The sequence below is a fragment of the Tepidibacter sp. genome (genome assembly GCF_025210165.1).
Classification (GTDB): domain Bacteria; phylum Bacillota; class Clostridia; order Peptostreptococcales; family Peptostreptococcaceae; genus Tepidibacter_A.
In genome coordinates this window covers 1-24,339 of record NZ_JAOASI010000072.1, presented here as the reverse complement: position 1 = coordinate 24,339, position 24,339 = coordinate 1, and the positions used below count along the sequence as shown (strand labels likewise).

Genomic DNA, 24,339 nt, shown 5'->3' with positions numbered 1-24,339 from the left:
TGCAAGGCTTTAGGAGTTAAAAGCAATTAACACCGAGTACGCACCGCTTGCACGATACGCAGGGTATCCTGTTATAAATCTATACTTCTATACATATTTGTATAGTTTTGTTTAAATTTGTTGTAACAGTTTTGTTACCCACGTGAAATCAAAGCCTTTTTTAAGTAACGAATTCCCTGTAAAATCTGCTACTAATTCTTTGAAGTTATTCATATTTTGACTTTCCATTTCTTCAGATCCTAAAAAATATATACTAGGTTTATCTTGTATAAATTGTCTAATTAAAGCTGTTTTTCCTATTCTTCTTCTTCCGTATATAACAATAAAGGAAGATCTATTTTGATTATATTCATTATTTAAAAATTCTAGTTCTTTATTTCTATTTATGAATTTAGTTAACATTAAAAATCACCTCATAAATATTATATTACAAAATATAATATTTTATAATATAATATTCCACTTTATCTTAATAGTTTTAAATACTATTTTAAGTATTAATCATCAAATAATAGTTAACTTATATTAAAATAGAAAAAAAGTACAAAAAGTACCTATTTCAGTACTTTTTATACTTTTTTAAAGTGTGCATATCTTTTATTGTATTTAAGTTCCATTATACTTATTCTATTATTAGCTGTATCTAAACTTATCATATCTACATTACTTTGAAGCTTGTCTATTTTTTTATTAGTATTCTTAACAACTACTTTAATTATATCCATTTCCTCTTTTAAATTAAATACTGCTTTTTCTATATTTTTGCTACCAACTTCTCTATTATTTTGAAGTCCTTCTAAGGATAATTTCACATTACTAGCTATTTCTTCAGTAACAATTTCTAATTTACACATTTTCTTATCTAATTTATCTGTCTTAACTTCAATATTTCCTACTCTTTCATCTAACTTGTCTACCTTTGTTTCAACATTTCCCATTCTTTCATCTAACTTATCTACCTTTATTTCAACATTTCTTACTCTTTCATCTAACTTGTCTACCTTTGTTTCAACATTTCCTACTCTTTCATCTAACTTATCTACCTTTGTTTCAACATTTCTTATTCTTTCATCTAACTTGTTTACCTTTGTTTCAACATTTCCTACTCTTTCATCTAATTTGTCTACCTTTGTTTCAAGTTGGTCAAACCTTTTATTAAAATTATCATTCATATTACTTAATAAATGTAATATTTTCTCTTCCATCCTTACCCTCCTATCATAATAAATCTAATAATATAATTATAGCATATATATCCAACTATAAATATTGGTTAAATATACCTTTACCTTCTCACTCTACTAACGAATTTCATTATAAAATCCCCTTTATCTTATTCCAATTTAGATGTACAATCTTAATATGAAAGGGGATGTTTATTTGGAATACAACAACCTAACCTTAAACGGAAATGACAGCATAATAAGAACTCTATTCTTCACAGACACTCATATAAGTGGAAGAAACCCTAGAAGTAGAAAAGACAACTTCCTAGATACAGTTCTTGATAAAATAAATCAAATAAATGATATAGCAAAATCTAAAAACTGTGACTTCGTATTATTTGGGGGAGATCTATTCGATAACCCAAGCGTATCAAATGCAGTAGCTGGAAGAACAGCTAGAACACTTAGAAATTTTAATAAAATAATAGGAATAGCTGGAAACCACGACTTATTCGGTAACAACATAGACAACATAAAATCAACCCAACTAGGACTATTTGAAAAAGCAGGACTTATAGACCTACTTTACAAAGGAGAAAAAATTATAATAACTAAAAATGATTTAACACTACAATTAACAGGAACACCCTCTCACTTTGGAATAGACCACGATGATATAAAAGAAGACTACGTTATCTATAATAAAGAAGCAGACAAAGCAATCCATATAATACATGGTATGCTCATGGAAAAACAACTAAACCCTCATATGAGCGTAGTAACAATAGACCAAGTAAAAGAAACAAAAGCTGACTTAACACTAACAGGTCATTACCACGCAGGATTTGAACCTATAGAAGTAGATAACAAATACTTTGCAAACCCAGGCTCTCTATCAAGAGTATCCTCAGATAAAAGTGAAATAAAAAGAAAAGTTGGAGTCCTATATATAGAAATATCTAAAAATAATATAAATCTAGAATTCATACCCCTAGAGCAGCAAAAGGGAGAAGACGTCCTAGACCGTTCTCACATAGAAGGATCACAATACAAGGAAATACAAATAGAAGAATTCATGAGAGAAATAAAAGTAGCCTCAACAATAGAATCAATGGATATAACTAACATAGTAAAAAAAATAGCTAACAATAAAGAACTAGAAAAAGAAGTAGTAGACTACGCACTTACTAAATTATCAATTGCAGAGGAGAGTCTATCAAGTGAATAGTAAAATCTTTAATTCTTATTCATAACCGAAATTTAAAATGTATATTAATCCCTCGCTAATCTTATATAGCAGTTTTTTTATTGAGAACATACAAGGTAAAAACTGCTATATAAATACGCTCCCTCTTAATATAAATTTCAAATTTCTAATTCCTGCGTAAGCAATATTTTAGATTTTATTGTCCAATTAACTCACGGAGTGATTCAATAACAGAATAATCATCATTTAAATTCAACACGCACCTAAAAATTATGCTTATTAAAATGTTAGATACTTTTGGTTTGATATTTTTCTATATAACTTGTATTGCGACGCTTAGATATTCGTTAAGAAAGTTCGTTGTTTGACCGAAGGGAGTTTAGAACTTTTAGAATATCTAATAAGACGTAATGCTTAGTTATATAAAAATATCTGCCTAAGTATCGTTATTTTAATAAGCATAATTTTCGCTCAACCACCAAACAAAATATAAAACAAGGAGGACCCCAAAACTTGAAACATATAAAGCAACTCCACATCCAAAACTTCCAAAGCCACCAAAACACCACCCTAGACCTAGTTAATGGTCTCAACACAATAATAGGTGAATCCGACAAAGGAAAATCAGCTATAATAAGAGCTATAAGATGGGTGATACTTAATGACCCTCAAGGAAACAACATGGTAAGACAAGGAACTAAAGAATGTAGCGTAACATTGACCCTTAGTGACGAAACTAAAATAACTCGTACAAAAAAACTAAGTGGAAAAAAGAAAATAACCTCTAAAAACACATATAAAATAGAATACCCAAATGGAGATATCTCAGAAAATGAAAACTTCGGTGTAGACTCTATCCCAGAAGTTCTTCAGGCTTGTGGAGTTAATATACTTAAAATAGATAAGGACTTAGTCGAAATACCAAACTTTGCCTTCCAGCTAGACCCTCCATTTCTGATATCATCAAATGGATCTCAGCGTTCAAAAACAATAGGAAAGCTTATAAACGCAAACTTATTCGACTCATCAATAAGAGATATAAAAGCCGACATACTAGACATAAACAGAAAAACAAAAGAAAAATCAGCTGAATATGAAGCTTTAAATGAAAAACTAAAACAATACGAAGACCTAGAAGAAGAAGAAAAAAAACTTTCTAAAATCGAAGAATTTATAACTAGAGCTGAAAAAACAGAAAAAAACATAGACACACTCAAAAAATACATAAACTCACTACAAAATATAAAACTACAAAAAACAAAATGCATAAAAGTTATAGAGAATTTATCCAATATAGAAGAAGCCCAACTTAACATAAAGGACTTAGAACTAAAACACAAAGAATCCCTAAACCTTCAAAAAACATCTTCTTCCCTAAAATCTATAACAACAAATAAAAACCTACTTAAAAACACTATAAACAATCTATCAAACATAGAAGAAGCCGAAAAAATAAACAGCAACTTAATAAACACAATAAATAAACTAACTAAAATAAATCTACTTAAAAGTAAAATAGACTATTTAAACAAAAACAACAAAACCCTAAAAATAACACTAGAAAAACTAAAAAACATAGACAATATAAACGAAAGATACCTAAAGCTCCAAAACCTAAACTCAAAAACAATATCTCTACAAAAAATAAATAAAGACTACAAAGTAGTATCAAACGAAAAAACTAAACTTAAAAACAATATAGCAACAATGCCAAACTTTATTCAAATAGAAAAACTATACACAGACTATACAAACATCCAAAATCAAATCGAATCACTTAAACAACTAAATACAAACTACGAAGACACAAAACTAAGACTAAAAAAAGGCTCAGACTACATAAAAACAGTACAAGCCAGACTAAATCAATGCACATTAGCCTACTCAGACATGCTCAAAAACATGGGCAAATGCCCAACATGCTTTAATGATATAGATAACACTACAGTACAAAATATAATATCTAACTTATAAATCACAAAGCTATACTTTGACAATCATCATTTGCTATTATACGTATACCTAAAAATTATGCTTATTGAAATGTTAGCTACTTTTGGTTTGATATTTTTCTATATAACTTGTATTACGACGTTTAGATATTCGTTAAGAAAGTTCGTTGTCTGACCAAAGGGAGTTTAGAACTTTTAGAATATCTAATAAGGCGTGATGCTTAGTTATATAAAAATATCTGCCTAAGTAGCGTTATTTCAATAAGTATAATTTTGAGCTTAACACCCTAAATAAAAAGGAGGATTTTAAAATGAACGAAAAGCAACTACAAGAACTTAAAGATAAAATAGAAAAAGGCAAAATGACAAAATACAAAGCAGAAACAAGACTTGAAGAACTTGAAAAGCAAGAAAAAACCCTAAAAGAAGAAATAATATCTCTAGGATACGACCCAGAAAAGCTAGATGAAATAATCTCTAAGCTAGAAAATGAAAAACAAGACTTAATATCAAAAATAAATGAAATGCTTCCAGATACAATACCTAATATCTAAGAGGTGATTATATGAGTTTAAATGAAATAAAAGATAAATACGCTAAATATAGAGACTACATAATATACAAAAAAACTATAAAATCAAAAATAGAAGAAGACATGAATACTATAAAACTAAAAATAGAAGACTTTAAATCTCAAGAAGAAATCTTCTTAAAAGCAAAGCTTCTACTAGAGGAAAGTTCCGCGTATGCTCGTGAACAAGTAAAACACAAATTTGAAGTAATGGTAACTAAGGCACTTCAATTCGTAACTGGAGAAAATATAGAATTTAAAATAGAATTTGAACAAAAAAGAGGACGCCCAGAGGCATCCTTTAATGTTATAAGTCAAATAGATGAAAATACAAGTATAGTAAATAATCCAGAGGATAGTCGAGGAGGAGGTATTATAGATGTAATATCTCTTACCCTTAAATACTGTATGCTTCAAACACATAAACCTATGATAGAAGGTCCTTTTATTTTAGATGAGCCTGCAAAACACGTATCAGAAGAATACATAATAAACGTTGGTAAATTCTTAAAAGAAATAAATACAAACTTTAATAGACAAATAATAATGGTTACTCACAATACCCACTTATCCGAAATATCAGATAAGAGATATGTAGTAACCATGAGTGGCGGAATATCTAATGTTAATGAATACAATGTGGATTGTTAATAATCCACATTATTTATCCACAATATACACAGGTTCCTGTGACTAAGTTTATAACTGATGAATGTACTATTATATGCATTATATACACAAATTATTCCCCATAATATCCACAATTTTATACACATTATCCACAAGACTTATGAATATCTAAAGATGTATTCTTACTTTCTATTTCTCCATATCTTAGTAACTACAACAGTCATATCATCTTGAGCTTTTCCATCTACAAGCTCAAGTGATTTGTCTAATATATATTTTGCAATTTCCTTTGTACTCTTTTTATTCATAGTCTCTATAACTGTGTATAACCAGTTCTCTCCTAATTGTTTGTCCTTGCCTGCATCTATTATTCCATCTGATACAGTTATTATTATATCTCCTTCTCTTACACTTCTTCTTTCCCTATCTATTTTTATCTCAGATAATATACCGACTGGAAGTGATGAAGATGATATAACCTCAACCCCACCATTCTTTCTTTTTATAAAAGATGGGCAGGCTCCCATTTTTACACTCTCTAAATTTCCATTATTTAAATCTATAATATTTAAATCTAGAGTTGAAAATATTTCATCTGATGACTTTAGCATCAACATATTGTTGATAGTTTCTATACTTATTCTCTCATCTATCTTTGCCTCCAGCATTTTTTCTAGTATTTCTATTGTTAGTGATGATTCTTCAGATGCCTTTTCTCCCTTTCCCATTCCATCACTAAGTACACTTATATACTTTCCATCAGAAATCTCCATGTATGTATAGTTATCCCCAGATATTACATTTCCATCCTTAGATAAATAGGTTACATCAGTTTTTGCTGTATACTTTTTAAAATTGACAAGCCTTATATTACAAGTGCTATTCATAGACCTACATCCCATTTTATAGGCCGATACTTCTTGTCCAACAGCTCTTGATACAGCGTTTATTAGCTTTTTTTCACATAAATCTCCGCTATAGCAATTATCTCGTTGTATATTTATCTCAAAATTATCATCTCTTTTAATATAACTTATCTTATCTACTTTTATATTCTCTTTATCAAGCTCAACTATTATATTATTTTCCATATCCATATCAAAATCCATACTATTATTTATTTCATCTGAAACATCTTCAATAGAGTAAGCAATAGATTTTATCTGACTAGATACTAGCTTTCTAGTTTCACAAAGCTTTTTATTCCATTTATAATTTAGCATAAACAAATCAAAATAATGATTACACCCTTTTATTACATCATCAAACTTCATACAATCTCTTTCAAATTTAGATCTAACATAATTATTATCTATTCTTCCATCTTCCTCTAAACCATTTAATATATTCGTGAACATACTATAAGTCTTTGTAAACTTTAAATTCCAGCAACCTCTTTTCATAGGGCACTCAGAGCAAATATCGTGAGTTACCATATCTATAACACTTGCTATATCTCTTTGATCTAATACCTTATCCTTTTCTCTAGCCTTATCAAAGGTTACCCCAACCTCTTCATAAGCCTTATATATATCCTTAAGTCTTGTATTCATTATCTCCTTTACCCTATTTATATAATTAATAGAAGACTGCTCACTACCCAAAACTCCTTTAGTGAATTTCTCTATATACTTTAATTTTTTATCAGGTATCATAAGAAATATTAAAGAAGATATAGTTATCTCTCTAAGACTTAATAAAAGCTCACTACTTCCTCTTGTATATATAGTTATTATGCTCCATCCCATAATAAAGCCTAAGGTGCTTACAAATTTACTCGCTTTTCTAAAAAGACCCCCTAAAAGCCCTGAGAATCCATATATCCCTATATACATAGGAGATGATATTGTATTCATAGTAGTTATTATCCCTATAGTTATACCACTTGCAGATCCAAGAGCTGGTCCTCCTTGATAAGCTACTACTATTATTATTAGAAATGATAATACATTCTTTAAGGATACATCAAACAAGCTTATATTAGATATGCCTGTTATGGAAAGAGCTACTATTATAGCTAATGCTATAGTCTCCTCGCTTGATATACTCCTTCTTATCGACCTTTTCAGAATAAGTGGTATACCATACGAATATATATATATAAGAGAATACACAGCTAGTCCTTCTATTAATGAAACTAATATATCATACATATATAAATCTGTTATTAAAGAGCATGTAATACCACTTATAGAAGTTATAAAAAATCCTATAATAGAAACTCTAAAAATATTATTATGGTATTTTGATATAAATGATGATATAAAATTTATAAAGAAAAGAGTTATTATATACCTTAGAGCATGAGGCCCACTGTGACTTAAAATTATACCTGCTGATATACAAAAAAATACTGGCATCTTATACTTTTTATGAGTACACATATAAATAAAATATGCTATACCAAAAGGCCCTAGGTTGTCTATTATAACGGCTCGTCCGAGCAAAAATCCTATTACACATAAAAATACAGTTGTATTATCAATGTTTATACCCTCTGATAGCTCATTTATATATCTTCTTTTATATGAAGATATCTGTGGTTTTTGCATAAAAAAACCTCCCCTCACTTAATACATTTGATTGTATCAAAGTGATAGAAAGGTTTTTGTCATAATCGGTAATATAAAACTCAGAAATTTAAGACATTCTTTTTAGCTTCTGACAAATTAGACCTTCTAAATTATCAAATTCGCTAACAGATATGTCCTTTATTTCTAATTTTTTTATTATTATATTTAAAATTAATGCTCCAGCAGTTATTATATCAGCTCTTTTTGGCTGAAGACCATTTAAATTTCTTTTTTCTTTTACAGTTAATTTTTTCAAATTACTAAGTATTTCTTCTATATCTTTGTCTAAAATAATACTCTTATGTATTTTGTTTGTGTCATACACCTTTAAATCCTGGTGTATGGCGGATAAAGAAGTTATAGTTCCTCCTATACCAACTACCTTTGTTATATTCAAATTACTTATCTTATCTATAGTTTCCATTATAGTAGTTTCTATATATCTTTTAGCATATTCAAATTCTTTATCATTTATAGGATCTTTAGTTAAGAACTTTTCAGTAATTCTAAGAGCACCTACATCTTCACTTTTATTAAACTTAATACCATCAGATTTGTTACCAACTATAAACTCAGTAGATCCTCCGCCTATATCTATTACTAGAATATCGTCTTCTTCTACTTCCTGTACAACTCCTAAGAACCCTAGATCAGCTTCATTATCTCCACTTATTATCTCAACTAAAACTTTGCTCTTATCAAAAGCCTTTTTTAAGAATACCTCCTTATTCTTACTATCTCTAAGAGCAGAAGTCCCCATAGCATATATTTTCTCACAACCATTTTTCCTCGCTATATTTGCAAATTCATGTAAGGCATCTACATTTCTCTGTATAGCCTCATCTGATATAATTCCTTCTTTATCAACATTTTGACCTATTCGTGTCGTATTTATATATTTTTGTCTATTAAAAAATTTACCTTCTACATAATCTGCTAATAAAAGTCTCATAGAATTAGTTCCTATATCTACAGCTGCAATCTTCATTAGTATCCCTCACTCTTATTAATATCTATATATATAATCTCTCCTGGTTTTACCATCTTAAGTCTTTCTCTAGCTATCTTTTCTATATACTCATCTGTTTTATAGTTTTCAATTTCTTTTTTTACATTTTTAATACTTTCTTCTTCCTGCTTTATCTGTTCATTTAAATTTTTTATTTCTTTTTTATATTGTCTTATCATTATACCTTGATTTATTACACTATAGCTAGATGAGCATAATATAAAGAATATAAATAACTTAAAAGCCAAACTATATATATTAAATTTCTTCTTTTTAGTTTTTCTATCTCTCATTTTATCCCCCAAATATCATCGTTTTTTAAACTGCTTAAATCCTATATACATTATAACATCAAATGCGAAATGAATAGGATATATTATTAGATAATATAGGTTTGTAATTATAGATATTATAATTTTTATAAATCTACATAAAAATCTAAGTACATACTTACTCACAGTATTAAAGTAAATAACAACACCAATTATAAACCCTGTAAAATTATAGTATCTAAGATCATAAGAATTAGCTCTATGAAGTATCAAAAAGCTTATTACTGTTATTATTAGCCAAAATAGAATGTCCTCTACACACCTTATGACCTTATTTTTATTAATATTACACCTTATTCCTCTGTAAAAATCATATATTATTCCCATTAAAATACCACCATAGACAGTGACAAACAGTATATATATCTCTTCAGATGGATACATAATTATTTAAATAGCTTCTTTAAAAAGCCTTCCTCATCCTTTTTAGATACCTTAGAATAAACTATAGCATTAATGCTCCCCTTTATAGTCACCATACCGTCCTCTATACTTAGTTTGCCCATGTCCAAGCCTTCTCCCTGTATACATACATCTCCAGCAACAGTTCTTAGCTCTATCTTAGTATCATTAAAAGAATAAATATGTTCAATACCACACAAATTAATCTCTTCTCTATTTTTCATATTGAGTAAATGATCCATAAAAAATCCCTCCATAATAAAACTTAATTGATATAGAATTAACTTCTATATATTAAATTTATGAAGGGAACTTAATATTTATTCTATAACCTCATACATTTCTTTTGCATCATTTTTAAGTACATGTTCTTTTATCTCTACTACCTTAACAGTAGTAACCTTTTCTCCAAATCTTATCTTTATAATATCTCCAACACTTACAACAGTAGAAGACTTTGCAACCTTATCATTAATGCTTATAATACCCTTATCACACGCTTCCTTAGCTACAGTTCTTCTCTTTATAAGTCTTGAAACCTTAAGGTACTTATCTAATCTCATATTCTACCTCCTATTTCTATTTTAAAATATTGGTGCAGGTTATTAAAATATGTATATTAATAACTACACTTAAAAATCACGCTCATTAAAATGTTAGTTACTTTTGGTTAACTTTTTACTATAAAACTTAGATTATGCTGTTAAAATATTCGTTAAGAAAGTTCTTTGTTTGACCAACGGGAGTTTAGAGCTTTTAGAATATTTTATAAAGCAGAATCTATAAGTTTTATTAAAAAGTTGACTAAGTAACGTTATTTTAATGAGTGTGATTTTTCGCTCAATGCTCTATCTTTAGATTGCAATATTATTGCTTAATTTTAAAAAAGTGTGGAATATCCACACTTTTAAATGTATTACTTATTTACAGTATCCTTAAGACCTTTTCCAGCTTTGAAAACCGGAGCTTTAGATGCAGGTATTTCAATAACTTGCTCTGGGTTTCTTGGGTTTCTACCTTGTCTTGCAGCTCTTTCTCTCGTTTCAAAAGTTCCAAATCCAACTAATTGAACTTTATCACCCTCAACTAATGCTTCTTCTACAGACTTCATAAATGCGTTAAGTCCTGCTTCTGCATCCTTCTTAGTTAATCCACTATATTCAGCCATTTTAGCTACTAATTCAGCTTTATTCACAGTAACTACCTCCTTATGTATTTTCTTTTTATTTAAATTTTGAATAACTCACATAAACTTTTAATTCTAGTTTTTTTTTAAAATTCCTTCTTTGCCATAAAGTTTTAACCTGTATTTTAGAGCTTCTTCGCCTTATTCCAAAGTTCATCCATTTCTTCAAGAGTCATGCTTTCTAAATGTTTGTCCATTTTTATAGCACTCTCTTCTACAAAGCTAAACCTCTTTATGAATTTTTGTACAGTTTTATTAAGCGCTTGTTCTGAATCTATTTTGAGAAATCTTGCCAGATTCACTACAGAAAATAATAAATCGCCTATTTCTTCCTCTATGTATTGTATATTGCCAAGTCTACTCGCGTCAACAACTTCTTTGTACTCTTCTTGTATTTTTTTGTATACATCCTCTATATTGTCCCAATCAAAACCTACAAGAGCAGCTTTTTTTTGTACCTTAGTAGACTTTATAAGAGCTGGAAGAGAATTAGGTATTCTTTGTAAACTTTCAGTTATAGTACTTTCACCTTTTTCTTCCTTTTTAAGTTCTTCCCATTTCTTAATAAATTCGCCTTCCTCAAACTTAGCATCTGAGAATACATGAGGATGTCTAAATATAAGCTTTTCACATATACTTGTAGTTACATCCTTAAAATCAAAATATCCTTCCTCATTACCTATTTGAGAGTGAAATACTACTTGCAAAAGTACGTCTCCTAGTTCTTCTATTAACTCATCTATGTCATCTTTTTCTATACTATCTGCTACTTCATAAGCCTCTTCAATTAAATATTTCTTAAGAGTTTCATGGGTTTGCTTTTTATCCCAATCACATCCACCTTCTCCTCTTAGAGTCTTCATTATATTTTGAAGGTCGAATATATCCTTGTACCTCTTAACAGAAGCTATTGGAACATATAAACTAGTTAAATAGTCAAATTCATCTAGTCTATCTAGCTCATAAAGCTTTACCTTATGTTTTTGCTCTATTTTTTTAATACCTGCTCCCTTTACTATATACACATCTTGCTCATCGTCATAATAATTCATAAGATTTAATTTAACCTCAGATGCTATAAATTTATCATAAACTTGAGTTATTATCAAACTCGAATCTATATCTATCTTCTCATTTTTTATATTAAAAGCATCTACAAGCTTAAATCCATGAACAGGATCTACCTGTAAAAAGTCAAACATAGCATCAACAAAACTCATAGAAGCTATTACTTTTACATCTATATTATTTTCATCTGCTAAGCCTTGTATTATCTCAACAGTCTTCTCTGCAACCCTAGGATGACCAGGAACAGCATATATTACATCATCAGTCTTAGCCTTATTTATTATATACTCACTTATATTTTTATATACTTTATCAAAATCCTTTTCTTCATCATAAAAATAATCAAGGGATTCAAACACTATCCCTTCCTCTATCAAATCCTCAACCACAGGATGCTTTTTAGTTCTAAAATATATATTAGACCCATTCTTTAATTTATTATAAGCTCCAAAGCTCAATAAATCAAACTCTCCAGGACCTAACCCTATTATATGAATAGTTCCCATATTTTCACCTTCTATACATTAATCGTACAACTTTCACTATATATTAAAATCTTTCTCAAAAATCTTTACTATTATAGCATTTTTTCTTTTGTCTACTTATCTAAACACTATATTTAAAAATTATGCTTATTTAAACGTTAGCTACTTTTGGTTAATATTTTGCTATCAAACTTAGATTATGCTGTTAAACTACGTTAAAAAAGTTCATTGTCCGACCAACGGGAGTTTAGAACTTTTAGTATATTTTATAAAGCAGAATCTGTAGTTTAATCAAAAGATTGGCTAAGTAATGTTATTTAAATCTACTACCTAAAAATTATGCTTATTTAAATGTTAGTTACTTTTGGTTAATATTTTGATATCAAACTTAGATTATGCTGTTAAAATATGCGTTAAGAAAGTTCGTTGTCCGACCAACGGGAATTTAGAACTTTTAGTATATTTTATAAGGCAGAATCTATAGTTTGATCAAAATATTGACTAAGTAACGTTATTTAAATAAGTATAATTTTTGCTTAACCACCTTTATACTATCCCTACATCAACCTAGCCTTATGAAGAATCTTATATATCAACTTTCCCTTTGGCATCATCAAAATCTCATTCTTAGTAATAGCCTTCGTTAAAAGCAGCATCACTGCATATACAAATCCTCCCAAAACTATAGCCCCAAGACAAGATAATGAATTCCCAAGAAACTCATATAAAATATTATATGTAAATACTGCACATATACTCATTATAATAACTGATATAAAAGGTTTCAATACAAAATCCTTAAAACCGAACTTTATACTCATATTTTTCTTTAAATAATAAAAATTAAGTATCGTTGCTACTATATAAGCACTTACCGTTCCAATAGCAGCCCCTTTTACATTAAACCAATCTATAGGTATTAATGTATAACTTATAGCAACCTTTACAATAGCTCCTATAAATAAATTTATAACTGGAATATAAGCCTTTGCCATACCTTGAAGTATACCCGTTAGTGTTTGAATTAAACTAAGGAATATTACTCCCATAGATAAAAATAATAGTATTTGACCAACAGAAGCTGGCTCTTTTGGATAAAGCATTTGCATTATAGGAGTTGATAATGATGCAAGACCAAAGCCTGCTGGAAGTCCTATTAACAAAGCTACTCTAATACCAGCTTTCATATCTGACTTTGCTTTATTCATATCGCTTATAGCAAATGAATGAGATATAACAGGTACAAGACTCATAGAAAGTGCCATAGTAAGTACCTGAGGAAGGTTAATTAGAGTTGCTGCCATTCCTGTTAATTGACCATAAAGCTTCGTAGCCTCAAGATATGTAAATCCTCCATCTTGAAGTCTTCTCATAACCATAGCAGCATCTATCATATTCATAATAGGCATAATAGCACTTCCTATAGTTATAGGTACAGCTATTATTAATAGCTTATTTATTATTTCTTTTATACTCTCTATCCTTTTTGAGCTATTGTATGTTAATTCTCTTTTTATCTTCTTACTTTTCATTATGTACATAACTATCATAAATAAGCTTCCAATAAAAGCTCCAGATGTAGCTCCAAACGATGCTCCTGCTGCTGCATACTCAGTTCCTTTAGAAAGAAAGAAAAATGATAAATATAAACCAAGACCAACTCTAAAAGTTTGCTCAACTATCTGAGATATAGCAGTTGGAGTCATATCCTGCCTTCCTTGAAAATATCCTCTAAATCCGGCCATTATAGGTACAAATAATAAGGCAGGGGATATAGCTATCATAGAATAATAAGCCTTTGGATTCTTCATATAAGTTACTATGTAATCAGCTCCAAAGTAAAGTATACCAAAGGTTACAATTCCAGTTAATATAAGAGCTATAAAAGATACCTTAAATATCCTATGAGCTCCACCATAATCGTTAACTGCAACTTTTTCTGATACAAGCTTTGATATAGCCGCTGGAAAACCAGCAGATGATATCGTAAGAAGTAAAACATATACAGGGTATGCACTTTGATAGTATCCCATACCCTCAGACCCTATTATATTCCCAAGAGGTATTCTAAAAAATGCTCCAAGTATTTTGACAATTATACCCGCTACAGCTAATATAAAAGCTCCTTTTAAAAAGGAATTTTTGCTCATATTACCCCTCCATTTTTAACTAATCTTGCTTACAATCTTGTATAATTTTTCACCTTTTGGCATCATAAGTATTTCTTCCTTAGATATACTGTTAGTTTTTATAAGAGCTAATCCATATCCGATTCCTCCGACTACTACAGATACAAGGCACGCTACAGCATTTCCAGCAAACATTACTACAATATTGTAAGAAATACTCACAAGTATAGCCATTATAGATGCAGACATTAAAGGCTTTACTATAAAGTATACTATCTCAAATTCTACCTTAATATGTTTTTTGATATATCTATAATTAAGTATCAATATAATTATATAAGATATTAAAGATCCTACTGGTGCTCCTTTTACATTAAGGCTTGGTACAGCTATTAATATATATGTAAAAGCAACCTTAAATATAGCACCTATAGATAAATTAATTACAGGTATATGTGTTTTTTCTATTCCTTGAAGGATAGCTGTAAAAGCTTGAATAATACCAAGTAAAACTACACACATAGATAAATATAAAAGCATTTGTCCAACTGAAGATGGCTCATTTGGATAAAGCATTTGCATAAATGGAGTTGAAAGAATAGCTAATCCAAATGAAGCTGGAAGACCTATAAGCAGAGCAACCCTAACTCCTATCTTTATATTATTAGATAATCCTTCATTATCCTTTATAGTGTGTAAATAAGATATAGATGGAACCATACTCATACTAAGAGCAGTTGTTATAGTATATGGAAAGTTGATAAGAGATGCTGCCATACCATTTAATTGTCCATATAAAATATTGGCTTTATCGTAGGAATATCCTACAGATTGAAGTCTTCCTATTACCATAGTGGAATCTATCAGATTCATTATAGGAAGTATTGTACTCCCTATTGTTATTGGTATTGCTATTGAAAGAAGCTTTTTAACTATCTGGGATTTAGTTTCCTTCTTATATATTTTACTGTTATTTATTTCTTCTTTTATTGTACTTTTTTTCTTTATATAAACAAATAGTATATAAAGTGTTCCAAGTATTACACCTGTTGTAGCCCCAAACGATGCTCCTGCTGCTGCAAGCTCTGTTCCCTTTGGAAGGAACATAAGAGCTAGGCATATACCTATAGCTACCCTACCAATCTGCTCCATTATCTGTGATACTGCTGTAGGAGTCATATCCTGTCTCCCTTGAAAGTATCCTCTGAAAGTAGACATTATTGGAACTAATAAAAGAGCTGGAGCTGTTGCCTTCATACTATAGTATGCCTTTGGGCTTTTTAGTATGTTGTTTACAATATATTCTGCTCCAAAAAACAATATTAAAAAACTTATAAATCCTACTGAGAACAATACTAAAAACGATGTTTTAAATATATTATGAGCACCTTTATAATCATTTAAAGCTATTTTACTAGATACTAATTGTGATATTGCAGTAGGAAATCCTGCTGCTGAAATATTAAGTAACATTATGTATATAGGAAATACAGCTTGATAATATCCAAGGCCCTCTGCTCCTATTATTCTTCCAAGAGGTATTCTAAATATAGCTCCTAAAACGTTAGCTACAACACCTGCCATTCCTAATATAAAAGCACCTTTTAAAAATGAATTCTTTGTCACTTCACTTCCCCCAATCATTAAGAAGTCAATTATATAAACCAAATTTTAATATATCATATTTTCAGATTTATATCTATAAGTAAGATTTAATTATACAAAATTAAAAGGAGCCACCTTTATTGGTTCTCCTTTTGATTTTATTATTATTGAACTTGTTTCCCTAAGAAAGAAGCAGCAACCTTTATTAACTTTTCATCATTTTCAGTTATTTCTCCTTCTTCTTTATTTGCAACTATAACTGCACCGACTGCATCTCCACTTTCACTTATTATTGGCATTATAATCTGATTATTATACTCTGTAGAATCTCCTTTAAATAGAGGAACCGTTTTATTATCCTTAACAAGATTCGATGCTCTACTTTCTATTAAATCCTCTAGTTCCTGACTTATAGCCTTATCCTTATATTCCTTTTTAGATAATCTAGATACTGATATTACACTGTCTAAGTCCGTTATAACAACAGCAAATCCAGTGTGTTCAGCTAACGTCTCACTATACTCCTGTGAGAACTCATTTAATTCTCCAATAGGAGAATACTTTTTAAGTATTACCTCTCCATCTTTTGCTGTAAATATCTCCAGAGGATCTCCTTCTCTTATTCTAAGTGTTCTTCTTATCTCTTTTGGTATAACTACTCTTCCTAAATCATCTATTCTTCTAACAATTCCTGTAGCTCTCATGTTCATCCCTCCATAATGTATGTGTAAATATATTTTTTACCAAAACAAAAAAAATATACAAAAATTTTTACCATCTATTTTTTTAAAATTCGTCTGCTCGCCAACAATCCTTACAAGCTCCGTTGGTTAAAAATAGTCTCAAGCATATCTTTTTACCAAGTTATACACAAAACAAAATGATATAGTTTACTATAGAATAAACAAATACTAAAACTATATATTCAAAATATCGTTGCATTCACAGTATTTTCATATATAGTTTTTATAACCCACACTTTTAAAAAAAGGGGATATCTTAAGATATCCCCTTTAGTTTATTTCTTTATATTCTTTATATTCTTTATATTCTTTTCATACTTTTCAATTTTAGTTCCTTTTTCAAGTTGTTCAATCTTTTCCTTGTATGAATCAGTTTCCAAATTAACCTTTATTTGATTCTTAACATCTTCAAAAGGAATAATTTCATTCACCTTATCCATAACCTTTATTATATGGTATCCAAATTTACTCTCTACCAAATCAGATATTTCTCCAGCTTGAAGTTCAAAAGCTACCTTTTCAAATTCCGGAACCATAACTCCTTTTCCAAAATATCCAAGATCTCCACCATTATTTCCTGAAACAGTATCTTCTGAATATTCTTTAGCAAGAGATGCAAAATTTTCTCCGTTCTTTGCTCTTACTAGTATATCCTTTGCTTTTTTCTTTGCTTCCTTCTTATCTTCATCTGATATAGGCTTTACATTATCATCAACAGTCTTAAATAATATATGAGAAGCTTTTACTTCTTCTTTTTTATAATCTGATCTATTAGTTTCGTAGTACTCTTTTAGTTTTTCATCATTTATTTCTAAATATGCTATATAATTTTCTTTATATTTAGATATTATCATATCTTTCTTAAGTTGATTTTTTAAAAATTGATCGTCTATACTATTTTCTTTTAAGAATTTCTTAAATTCTTCGTTTGATTCAAGTTGCTCATTAAACTGTTTAAGTTGAGCATCTACCTCTTCATCTCCTACAGTTATATTTTCTTTTTGAGCTGCTTGATAAACCACCTCATCGTTTACCATGTTATTAAGTACTTGATCTTTTATAACTTCTATTACACTCTTTCCTTTTTCAACCTCTGTCGTCCATATATCTGGTCCATATATAGATTCAAAATTCTTTTTATACATAGCTAATGTCTTTTCGTATTCATTAATAGTTATTACTCTATCATCGACCTTAGCAACTATATCTTTTGATTCTTTCGATCTACATGCTGTAAGCGAAAATACCATTAACGTCATAAGCAGTGCTGCTATTATTTTTTTCATATAAAACACCCTCTCATTTTTTTTAACAAGGCTATTATATCATCTTTTCTAAAACATTAGCAATTTCTGTAATCAATTTGTAATGATTTTTTTCTTTTGGTTTAAATTTATAGTATGGTTTTAAATATACAGTATCTTTTAACTGCTTTATAGCTTCTACTTTCAATTGTTTCCCTAGAGCTTTAATATAAGCTATCATTATTAAATTTCTAAGAGGATTAGGTATATCAGAGAATCTATCTTCTATTTCTTCTTCTATTCCTTCTTTATCTTTCTTATTCTCTATAGCTGCTATTTTTTTGTATATCTCAATTTTAGTTCTCTCATCTTCTATATAAGTATCTGGTATATAAGCATTCACATTTAAATCTACTTCTGTATCTATTTGTTCAACTATATTTTCCCCTTTTACCTTGCTTATAGCTTCATTTAACATTTTAACATAAAGGTCATATCCTATTGCAGCCATATGTCCATGCTGCTGAGATCCTAATATATTCCCTGCTCCTCTTATTTCAAGATCTCTCATAGCTATTTTAAATCCTGAACCAAATTCAGTAAATTCCTTTATAGCTTTAAGTCTTTTCTCAGCTACCTCACTTAGCATTTTATTTTTTTCATACATAAAATAAGAGTAACCTTGTCTTGATGATCTCCCAACTCTTCCTCTTAGCTGATAAAGCTGAGATAAGCCCATTTTATCTGCATCATATATTATTATTGTATTTGCATTTTGAATATCCATTCCAGTTTCTATTATTGTAGTACAAACAAGTACATCGTATTCTTCTTGAAGAAACTCTACCATTATCTTTTCTAAATTTCTAACACTCATTTTTCCATGCCCAAGTGCAACTCTTGCAGATGGTACTAATTTCTTTATTAAACTAGCCATCCTCTCAATTCCCTCAACTCTATTGTAAACAAAAAATACCTGACCGCCTCTTGATATTTCCCTCTCAATTGCATCTGCTATAATGCTTTCTTTAGATTCTACAACGTAAGTAAGTACAGGATGTCTTTCCCTAGGAGGCTCTTCTATTAAAGACATATCCCTTATACCACTAAGTGACATATGAAGAGTTCTAGGTATAGGTGTTGCAGAAAGAGTTAATACATCCACTGACGATTTTAATTTCTTAAGCTTTTCCTTATGCTTAACCCCAAACCTTTGCTCTTCATCTATTACTACAAGTCCTAGCTGTTTAAACTCAATATCCTTAGATATTATTCTATGTGTTCCAATTAAAACATCTATAAGTCCTTTTTTAATATCTTCAAGTATTTGCTTTTGTTGTTTTGGAGTTTTGAATCTACTTAAAACCTCTACTCTTATAGGAAAATCCTCAAATCTCTTTTTAAATGTATTAAAGTGCTGTTGAGCTAGTATTGTGGTTGGAACTAAGAATGCTACCTGCTTTGACTCCATACAAGCCTTAAATACTCCTCTTATTGCTACTTCTGTTTTTCCATATCCAACGTCTCCACATATTAATCTATCCATCACTTTATCGCATTCCATATCAGATTTAACATCTTGTATTGCCTTTACCTGATCTTTAGTTTCCTCAAATGGGAATAACGATTCAAATTCTCTTTGCCAATGTGTATCCTTGTTATACACATATCCTTTTGCCTTTTCTCTTTTTGCGTAAAGCTCTATTAATTCCTTGGTCATATCCTCTATTGATTTTTTGACCTTATTCTTTGCCTTTGTCCATTCATTGCTTCCAAGCTTATTTAACTTTACATTCTCAACATTTTGACCTATATATTTTTGAACCTTATCCATTTGATCTGTTGGAACAAACAGACTATCTGAATTTTCATAGATTATTTTTATATAGTCTTTTTTAACTTTATCTATCTTTAATTGTTCTATTCCAGCATATCTTCCTACTCCATGTCCCTCATGTACTACATAATCTCCAACACTGAGTTCCAAGAAGCTTTCTATTTTTCTTCCATTTTTAAACTTCTTCTTTTTCTTTTGAGAAGTTCTTTTGTGAACTCCAAATATTTCTTTATCAGTTATTAAAGCATACTTAAAATCACTACATAAAAAGCCTTCTGATACACTTCCTAGAGTTATCATTATTTGAGAACTTTTAATTTGAGCATCTTTATCTTTTGAAAATATAACTTCGACTCCTAGGTCTAATAAATCATTGTATATTTTTTTAGATTTTTCCAAAGAACCAGGTGCTATCAATATCTTATAGCCTTTTTCTTTTAAATCGTTTATTTCATCTATAAACAAATCCATCTTTGAATTAAAGACTGTTATTTGTCTTGAATTAAAATTAATTATGCTTCGTGGTTTAAATTCCTCTATTTGCTTTGATAACACACTATTTTGTATTATAAATCTATCTTTAATAAAATACTCTAATTCTTCAAATCTATTTAATAAATTTATTTGAGATGGTAAAACAGTGTGCCTTTCTAGGTTTACATTGAAATTAGATTTAAATTCTTCATAATAATTTTCAAACTTTTCTTTTATCCTCTCAGGCTCATTAAATATTATTAATGCATCTTTTTTTAAATAAGAAAATATAGTCTTATCTTTATCTTCATACATATAATCTATGTAATTCTCAAGCCCTTCAAAGTATATAAGTTCTTTTATCTTTAATATGTTAGAGTGAACATCATCATTTGTATCCTCTTTTATTTCACTTTGAAGCTTTTGTAAAGTTTCTTCTATATCATCTGGATATAAAATTTCTCTTGATGGTATTATCTCAAACTCAGTTATTTTTTCTATGGATTTCTGAGATATTATATCAAACATTCTTATAGAATCTATTTCATCATCGAACAATTCTATTCTTACAGGGTAGTCTGTATTTGCACAGTATATATCTATTATTCCACCCCTTATACTAAACTGCCCTACTCCCTCAACCTTATTAACCCTTTCATATCCAAGTTCTACAAGCCTTGATGATAGTTCATCTATATTTATAGTATCATCCATAGTGTATTTTAATATATTCTTCTTAAATACATCCTTTGGTATATATTTTTTAAGTACTGCTTCTATTGAACATATTATAACTATATTTTCTTCTTTTACAAGCTGTAATAAAACCTTCATTCTCCTTGACTCTTCTTGTCTATCCTTTGCATCTAAGAAATAAAATAATATTTCTTCAAATGGTAAGTATACAGCTTTATCTCCTAAGTAAAAATTCAAGTCTTCATATATTCTCTTAGATTCAAGGTCACTATGAGTTATTATTATAGCCTGTCTATTTAATTTATTTATAATGCTATAGCTCATATGAGTTCTTTGAGAAGGTATTAGTCCATTTATCAAAAGAGGAGATTTCTTATTATTTATCATTTTCAATAAGGTATTAAATGCCAAAGAATTATTCAATGGATATGTGAATATGTTATTCATATTTATCACCTTTCATTAACCATTATATTTATTCATAGATACATCAATACCCTCTTTTATTATAGCTTCAACAGCATAAGCTGACCTTTGTAAGCTCTCATTTATAGAGTCCATTTCTTCTTTTTTAAATTTGGACAGCACAAATGAAGCTAAATCTTGATTATTTTGAGGTCTTGATACACCTACTCTTATTCTTTTAAAATTATCAAACTTTAGATTATATATTATAGACCTCATTCCATTATGAGTACCAGCACTTCCTTTTTTTCTTATTCTAAGCTTACCTACGTCAAGATCTATATCATCGTATATAACTATTATATTCTCAGGATCTAATTTATAGAAATTATATATATCAAGTAAACTTTGTCCACTTAAATTCATATAAGTCTGAGGCTTTACAAGTATTACTTTCTCATTCCCTATTCTTCCCTCTCCTATAATAGCTTTATGCTTTATTTTATTAACTTGTATATTATTGTCCTTTGCTAAAATATCTATAACATCAAATCCAACATTATGTCTTGTTCTATCATATTGCTTGCCTGGATTCCCAAGCCCTATTACTACATACATCAAAAAAATCCTCCTGTTTTTCCATTTTTGGTAACTATATTATTATATCATATTTAATTGAAAAGTAATCTAAAATAAGAAAGGTGGTATTATTTGAATTAAATATAATTTAAATACATACTGTACTAAATAAAGCTTCTCCCAAATAAGTAGAAGCTTTATTTTTATATATTAAAAATCTCCAGAAGCTCCTCCTCCTGAAGAACCACCTTCTTCGCTGGAGGAGCTACTAAAAATACCGTAAATTCCTAAGCATTCATCTAATACACAATCTATTGGGAAACATACACATATTAAAAAAGTCCATTTAACTATGGTAAAAAATATCCCTTTACAAAACAATCCATCTATTATATAAATTAGCCCTACCAATATTAAAAGTCCACCCGCAAGCATAAGATCAACTATTATAGAGATATAAACATCTTCCGTATCTTGACCAAACGTATCTTCATACTCATAATTTAAATATTCTAACTCATTATTTAAATTACCCTTAATCACACTCTGATCATAGTTATATTTTTTATTTATTTGATCACAAACATTCTCAAAAACATATTTTATTCCCTCATCAAAGTTTTCTTGTGATAAACTAGATCTGGCTTCATCTATTAACATGCCTGCCTTAGAATCAGTCAAAACATCTTCTAATCCATATCCAAATTCTATTCTTATTTTACTTTCTTCTAATGCTAGTATTATCAATACTCCATTGTCTAAATCTTTATCACCTATTACCAATTGATTAAATACTTTAAATGCATAACCATCTATATCTTTTTCCCCTAGCGTAGACATAGTTATTACTACTATCTGTGGTTTTTGTTCTGTACTTTAATAGCTTAAATTAGTATCTATAATTTCTCTTTTAAGTTGATCAGATAGTAAACTTGCATTATCTGATACATAGAATGTGCTATCCACATCTTCAAAACGATACTCTATATTCGATGAAATACCATAAGAAAATATTGCAAATATTAATGCAATAATCATCCATAAAGCTCCGTATAACTTTAAATTTTTTAAAAGTTTATTCAGCTTTGTTATATGTTCTTGTTTACATTTTTCTTTTTTCTTAATTTTTTTCCGTTTTTCACTCTCTATTCCTTTAATTCTGATTATCTCTTGTTTTTGAAGTCCTTCTTGTCTCTTCTTCTCTTTTCTCTCTTTTTTGCTAAGCTTATTTATTTTATTTTCCAATTTGTTCAACCCCTATATTATGAAAAGTACATTAAAAATTTACTTTAGGTACTTTCATAGCTTCTTGATTTGATTTCATAATTACCTCCTAGTAATAAAAATATTCCTTCACAATAATATTATGAGATTTAATATCCATATACTACCATTCTAAGCTATAACCGTATTTATTTCCATATTATATATATTTTTTATCTATTTTTGATTATTTAAAGAATTTTAGAAAAATATGTTTCCTACATATATTGCTCTTCACAAATAATTATATCTAGCAACTATGGATATATCAGAAAAATGAACTCAAAAATTAATGTGATTAACCTTAGAGGAGGTACTATTTTAAAATTTAAACTCAAATATTACATTTACACACATTTAATTTCACACTCATATTTTTATATAAATTCCTAATATATTATTTAATTATCTCTTTAGAAATATCTTTTCTCAAATATAATCAATCTATAAACACTATAATTAAAAATGAAGGTTATTAAAATGTTAGTGAATGATTTAAATATTTTTGTATAAAACTTGTATTGCACCGTTTGAATATACGTTAAGAAAGTTCGTTGTCTGACCAACGGGAGTTTAGAACTTTTAGTGTATTCAATAAGGTGAAATACCTAGTTTTATTAAAAATACTTAACATGTTCACGATATATACTGTACCCTATAGAGTGGACACTAAAAAAAGTCTATTCTATAGGGTATTTTTATGTATAATAGAAAAAAAGACGAATGGTGGAAGATAAAATGAGTAATAAAATATTTACAGAAAAAGAAATAAAAATACTTTCT

General features: G+C 28.9%; 21 protein-coding genes and 2 pseudogenes. 4 read left to right on the top strand and 19 right to left on the bottom strand.

The window, feature by feature from the left end; genetic code table 11:
- Window positions 1–111: 111 nt before the first annotated feature.
- Together N4A48_RS12170 and N4A48_RS12165 are read right to left on the bottom strand one after the other, a co-directional pair.
- Window positions 112–402, bottom strand: coding sequence for an AAA family ATPase (locus N4A48_RS12170; RefSeq protein ID WP_293666376.1), 291 nt, complete (start codon window positions 400–402; stop codon window positions 112–114).
- A 167-nt stretch (window positions 403–569) separates the two neighbouring features.
- Window positions 570–1,205 (bottom strand): coiled-coil domain-containing protein, encoded by a 636-nt coding sequence (locus N4A48_RS12165; protein WP_293666374.1) that lies wholly within the window; start codon window positions 1,203–1,205, stop codon window positions 570–572.
- A 175-nt stretch (window positions 1,206–1,380) separates the two neighbouring features.
- On the opposite strand from N4A48_RS12165, the gene N4A48_RS12160 reads away from it, so the two are divergent.
- From N4A48_RS12160 to N4A48_RS12145, 4 genes are all read left to right on the top strand, one after another.
- Window positions 1,381–2,394, top strand: coding sequence for a metallophosphoesterase family protein (locus N4A48_RS12160; protein WP_293666373.1), 1,014 nt, complete (start codon window positions 1,381–1,383; stop codon window positions 2,392–2,394).
- Between the two features lie 492 nt (window positions 2,395–2,886).
- Complete coding sequence (locus N4A48_RS12155; protein WP_293666372.1) at window positions 2,887–4,347, top strand: AAA family ATPase; 1,461 nt, start codon at window positions 2,887–2,889, stop codon at window positions 4,345–4,347.
- A 289-nt stretch (window positions 4,348–4,636) separates the two neighbouring features.
- On the top strand, window positions 4,637–4,879 hold the full coding sequence (locus N4A48_RS12150) for a hypothetical protein (protein WP_248480976.1): 243 nt from the start codon (window positions 4,637–4,639) through the stop codon (window positions 4,877–4,879).
- Window positions 4,880–4,890: 11 nt separating this feature from the next.
- Window positions 4,891–5,547: an ATPase gene (locus N4A48_RS12145; protein WP_293666371.1), complete on the top strand. Its 657-nt coding sequence runs from the start codon at window positions 4,891–4,893 to the stop codon at window positions 5,545–5,547.
- A gap of 161 nt (window positions 5,548–5,708) precedes the next feature.
- Here N4A48_RS12145 and spoIIE read toward each other — a convergent pair whose 3' ends face one another.
- From spoIIE to N4A48_RS12060, 17 genes and pseudogenes are all read right to left on the bottom strand, one after another.
- Window positions 5,709–8,078 (bottom strand): stage II sporulation protein E, encoded by a 2,370-nt coding sequence (spoIIE, locus tag N4A48_RS12140; RefSeq protein ID WP_293666370.1) that lies wholly within the window; start codon window positions 8,076–8,078, stop codon window positions 5,709–5,711.
- An 88-nt stretch (window positions 8,079–8,166) separates the two neighbouring features.
- Window positions 8,167–9,087 carry a Ppx/GppA phosphatase family protein gene (locus tag N4A48_RS12135; protein WP_293666369.1) on the bottom strand — a complete coding sequence of 307 codons (921 nt, stop codon included), beginning with the start codon at window positions 9,085–9,087 and terminating at the stop codon, window positions 8,167–8,169.
- A complete protein-coding gene (gene ftsL / locus N4A48_RS12130; RefSeq protein WP_293666368.1) occupies window positions 9,087–9,401 on the bottom strand; it encodes a cell division protein FtsL in 315 nt (104 codons plus the stop codon). The genes N4A48_RS12135 and ftsL overlap by 1 nt, the downstream gene beginning before the upstream one ends.
- 15 nt (window positions 9,402–9,416) lie before the next feature.
- Window positions 9,417–9,824: a spore cortex biosynthesis protein YabQ gene (gene yabQ, locus N4A48_RS12125; protein ID WP_293666367.1), complete on the bottom strand. Its 408-nt coding sequence runs from the start codon at window positions 9,822–9,824 to the stop codon at window positions 9,417–9,419.
- A gap of 2 nt (window positions 9,825–9,826) precedes the next feature.
- A complete protein-coding gene (yabP, locus tag N4A48_RS12120; protein WP_293666365.1) occupies window positions 9,827–10,084 on the bottom strand; it encodes a sporulation protein YabP in 258 nt (85 codons plus the stop codon).
- A gap of 78 nt (window positions 10,085–10,162) precedes the next feature.
- A complete protein-coding gene (locus N4A48_RS12115; RefSeq protein ID WP_293666363.1) occupies window positions 10,163–10,405 on the bottom strand; it encodes an RNA-binding S4 domain-containing protein in 243 nt (80 codons plus the stop codon).
- 353 nt (window positions 10,406–10,758) lie between these two features.
- On the bottom strand, window positions 10,759–11,037 hold the full coding sequence (locus tag N4A48_RS12110; RefSeq protein WP_248480992.1) for an HU family DNA-binding protein: 279 nt from the start codon (window positions 11,035–11,037) through the stop codon (window positions 10,759–10,761).
- A 116-nt stretch (window positions 11,038–11,153) separates the two neighbouring features.
- Window positions 11,154–12,602, bottom strand: coding sequence for a nucleoside triphosphate pyrophosphohydrolase (gene mazG, locus N4A48_RS12105; protein WP_293666361.1), 1,449 nt, complete (start codon window positions 12,600–12,602; stop codon window positions 11,154–11,156).
- A gap of 536 nt (window positions 12,603–13,138) precedes the next feature.
- Window positions 13,139–14,731, bottom strand: coding sequence for a putative polysaccharide biosynthesis protein (locus N4A48_RS12100; RefSeq protein ID WP_293666359.1), 1,593 nt, complete (start codon window positions 14,729–14,731; stop codon window positions 13,139–13,141).
- A 15-nt stretch (window positions 14,732–14,746) separates the two neighbouring features.
- A complete protein-coding gene (locus N4A48_RS12095) occupies window positions 14,747–16,336 on the bottom strand; it encodes a putative polysaccharide biosynthesis protein (RefSeq protein WP_293666357.1) in 1,590 nt (529 codons plus the stop codon).
- A gap of 143 nt (window positions 16,337–16,479) precedes the next feature.
- Window positions 16,480–17,019, bottom strand: a complete 540-nt coding sequence (gene spoVT / locus N4A48_RS12090) for a stage V sporulation protein T (protein WP_293666355.1) — start codon at window positions 17,017–17,019, stop codon at window positions 16,480–16,482.
- Window positions 17,020–17,333: 314 nt separating this feature from the next.
- Window positions 17,334–17,912: a peptidylprolyl isomerase gene (locus N4A48_RS12085; RefSeq protein ID WP_293666379.1), complete on the bottom strand. Its 579-nt coding sequence runs from the start codon at window positions 17,910–17,912 to the stop codon at window positions 17,334–17,336.
- A pseudogene (locus N4A48_RS12080) lies at window positions 17,907–18,359 on the bottom strand (SurA N-terminal domain-containing protein); the annotation flags it as partial. The gene N4A48_RS12085 and the pseudogene N4A48_RS12080, both read right to left, overlap by 6 nt.
- A gap of 19 nt (window positions 18,360–18,378) precedes the next feature.
- Window positions 18,379–21,756: a transcription-repair coupling factor gene (gene mfd, locus N4A48_RS12075; RefSeq protein ID WP_293666353.1), complete on the bottom strand. Its 3,378-nt coding sequence runs from the start codon at window positions 21,754–21,756 to the stop codon at window positions 18,379–18,381.
- Window positions 21,757–21,771: 15 nt separating this feature from the next.
- On the bottom strand, window positions 21,772–22,332 hold the full coding sequence (gene pth, locus N4A48_RS12070) for an aminoacyl-tRNA hydrolase (protein ID WP_293666377.1): 561 nt from the start codon (window positions 22,330–22,332) through the stop codon (window positions 21,772–21,774).
- Window positions 22,333–22,503: 171 nt separating this feature from the next.
- Window positions 22,504–23,151, bottom strand: a pseudogene (locus tag N4A48_RS12065) (TPM domain-containing protein); the annotation flags it as partial.
- Window positions 23,152–23,169: 18 nt separating this feature from the next.
- Window positions 23,170–23,538 (bottom strand): hypothetical protein, encoded by a 369-nt coding sequence (locus N4A48_RS12060; RefSeq protein WP_293666351.1) that lies wholly within the window; start codon window positions 23,536–23,538, stop codon window positions 23,170–23,172.
- Window positions 23,539–24,339: the final 801 nt, after the last annotated feature.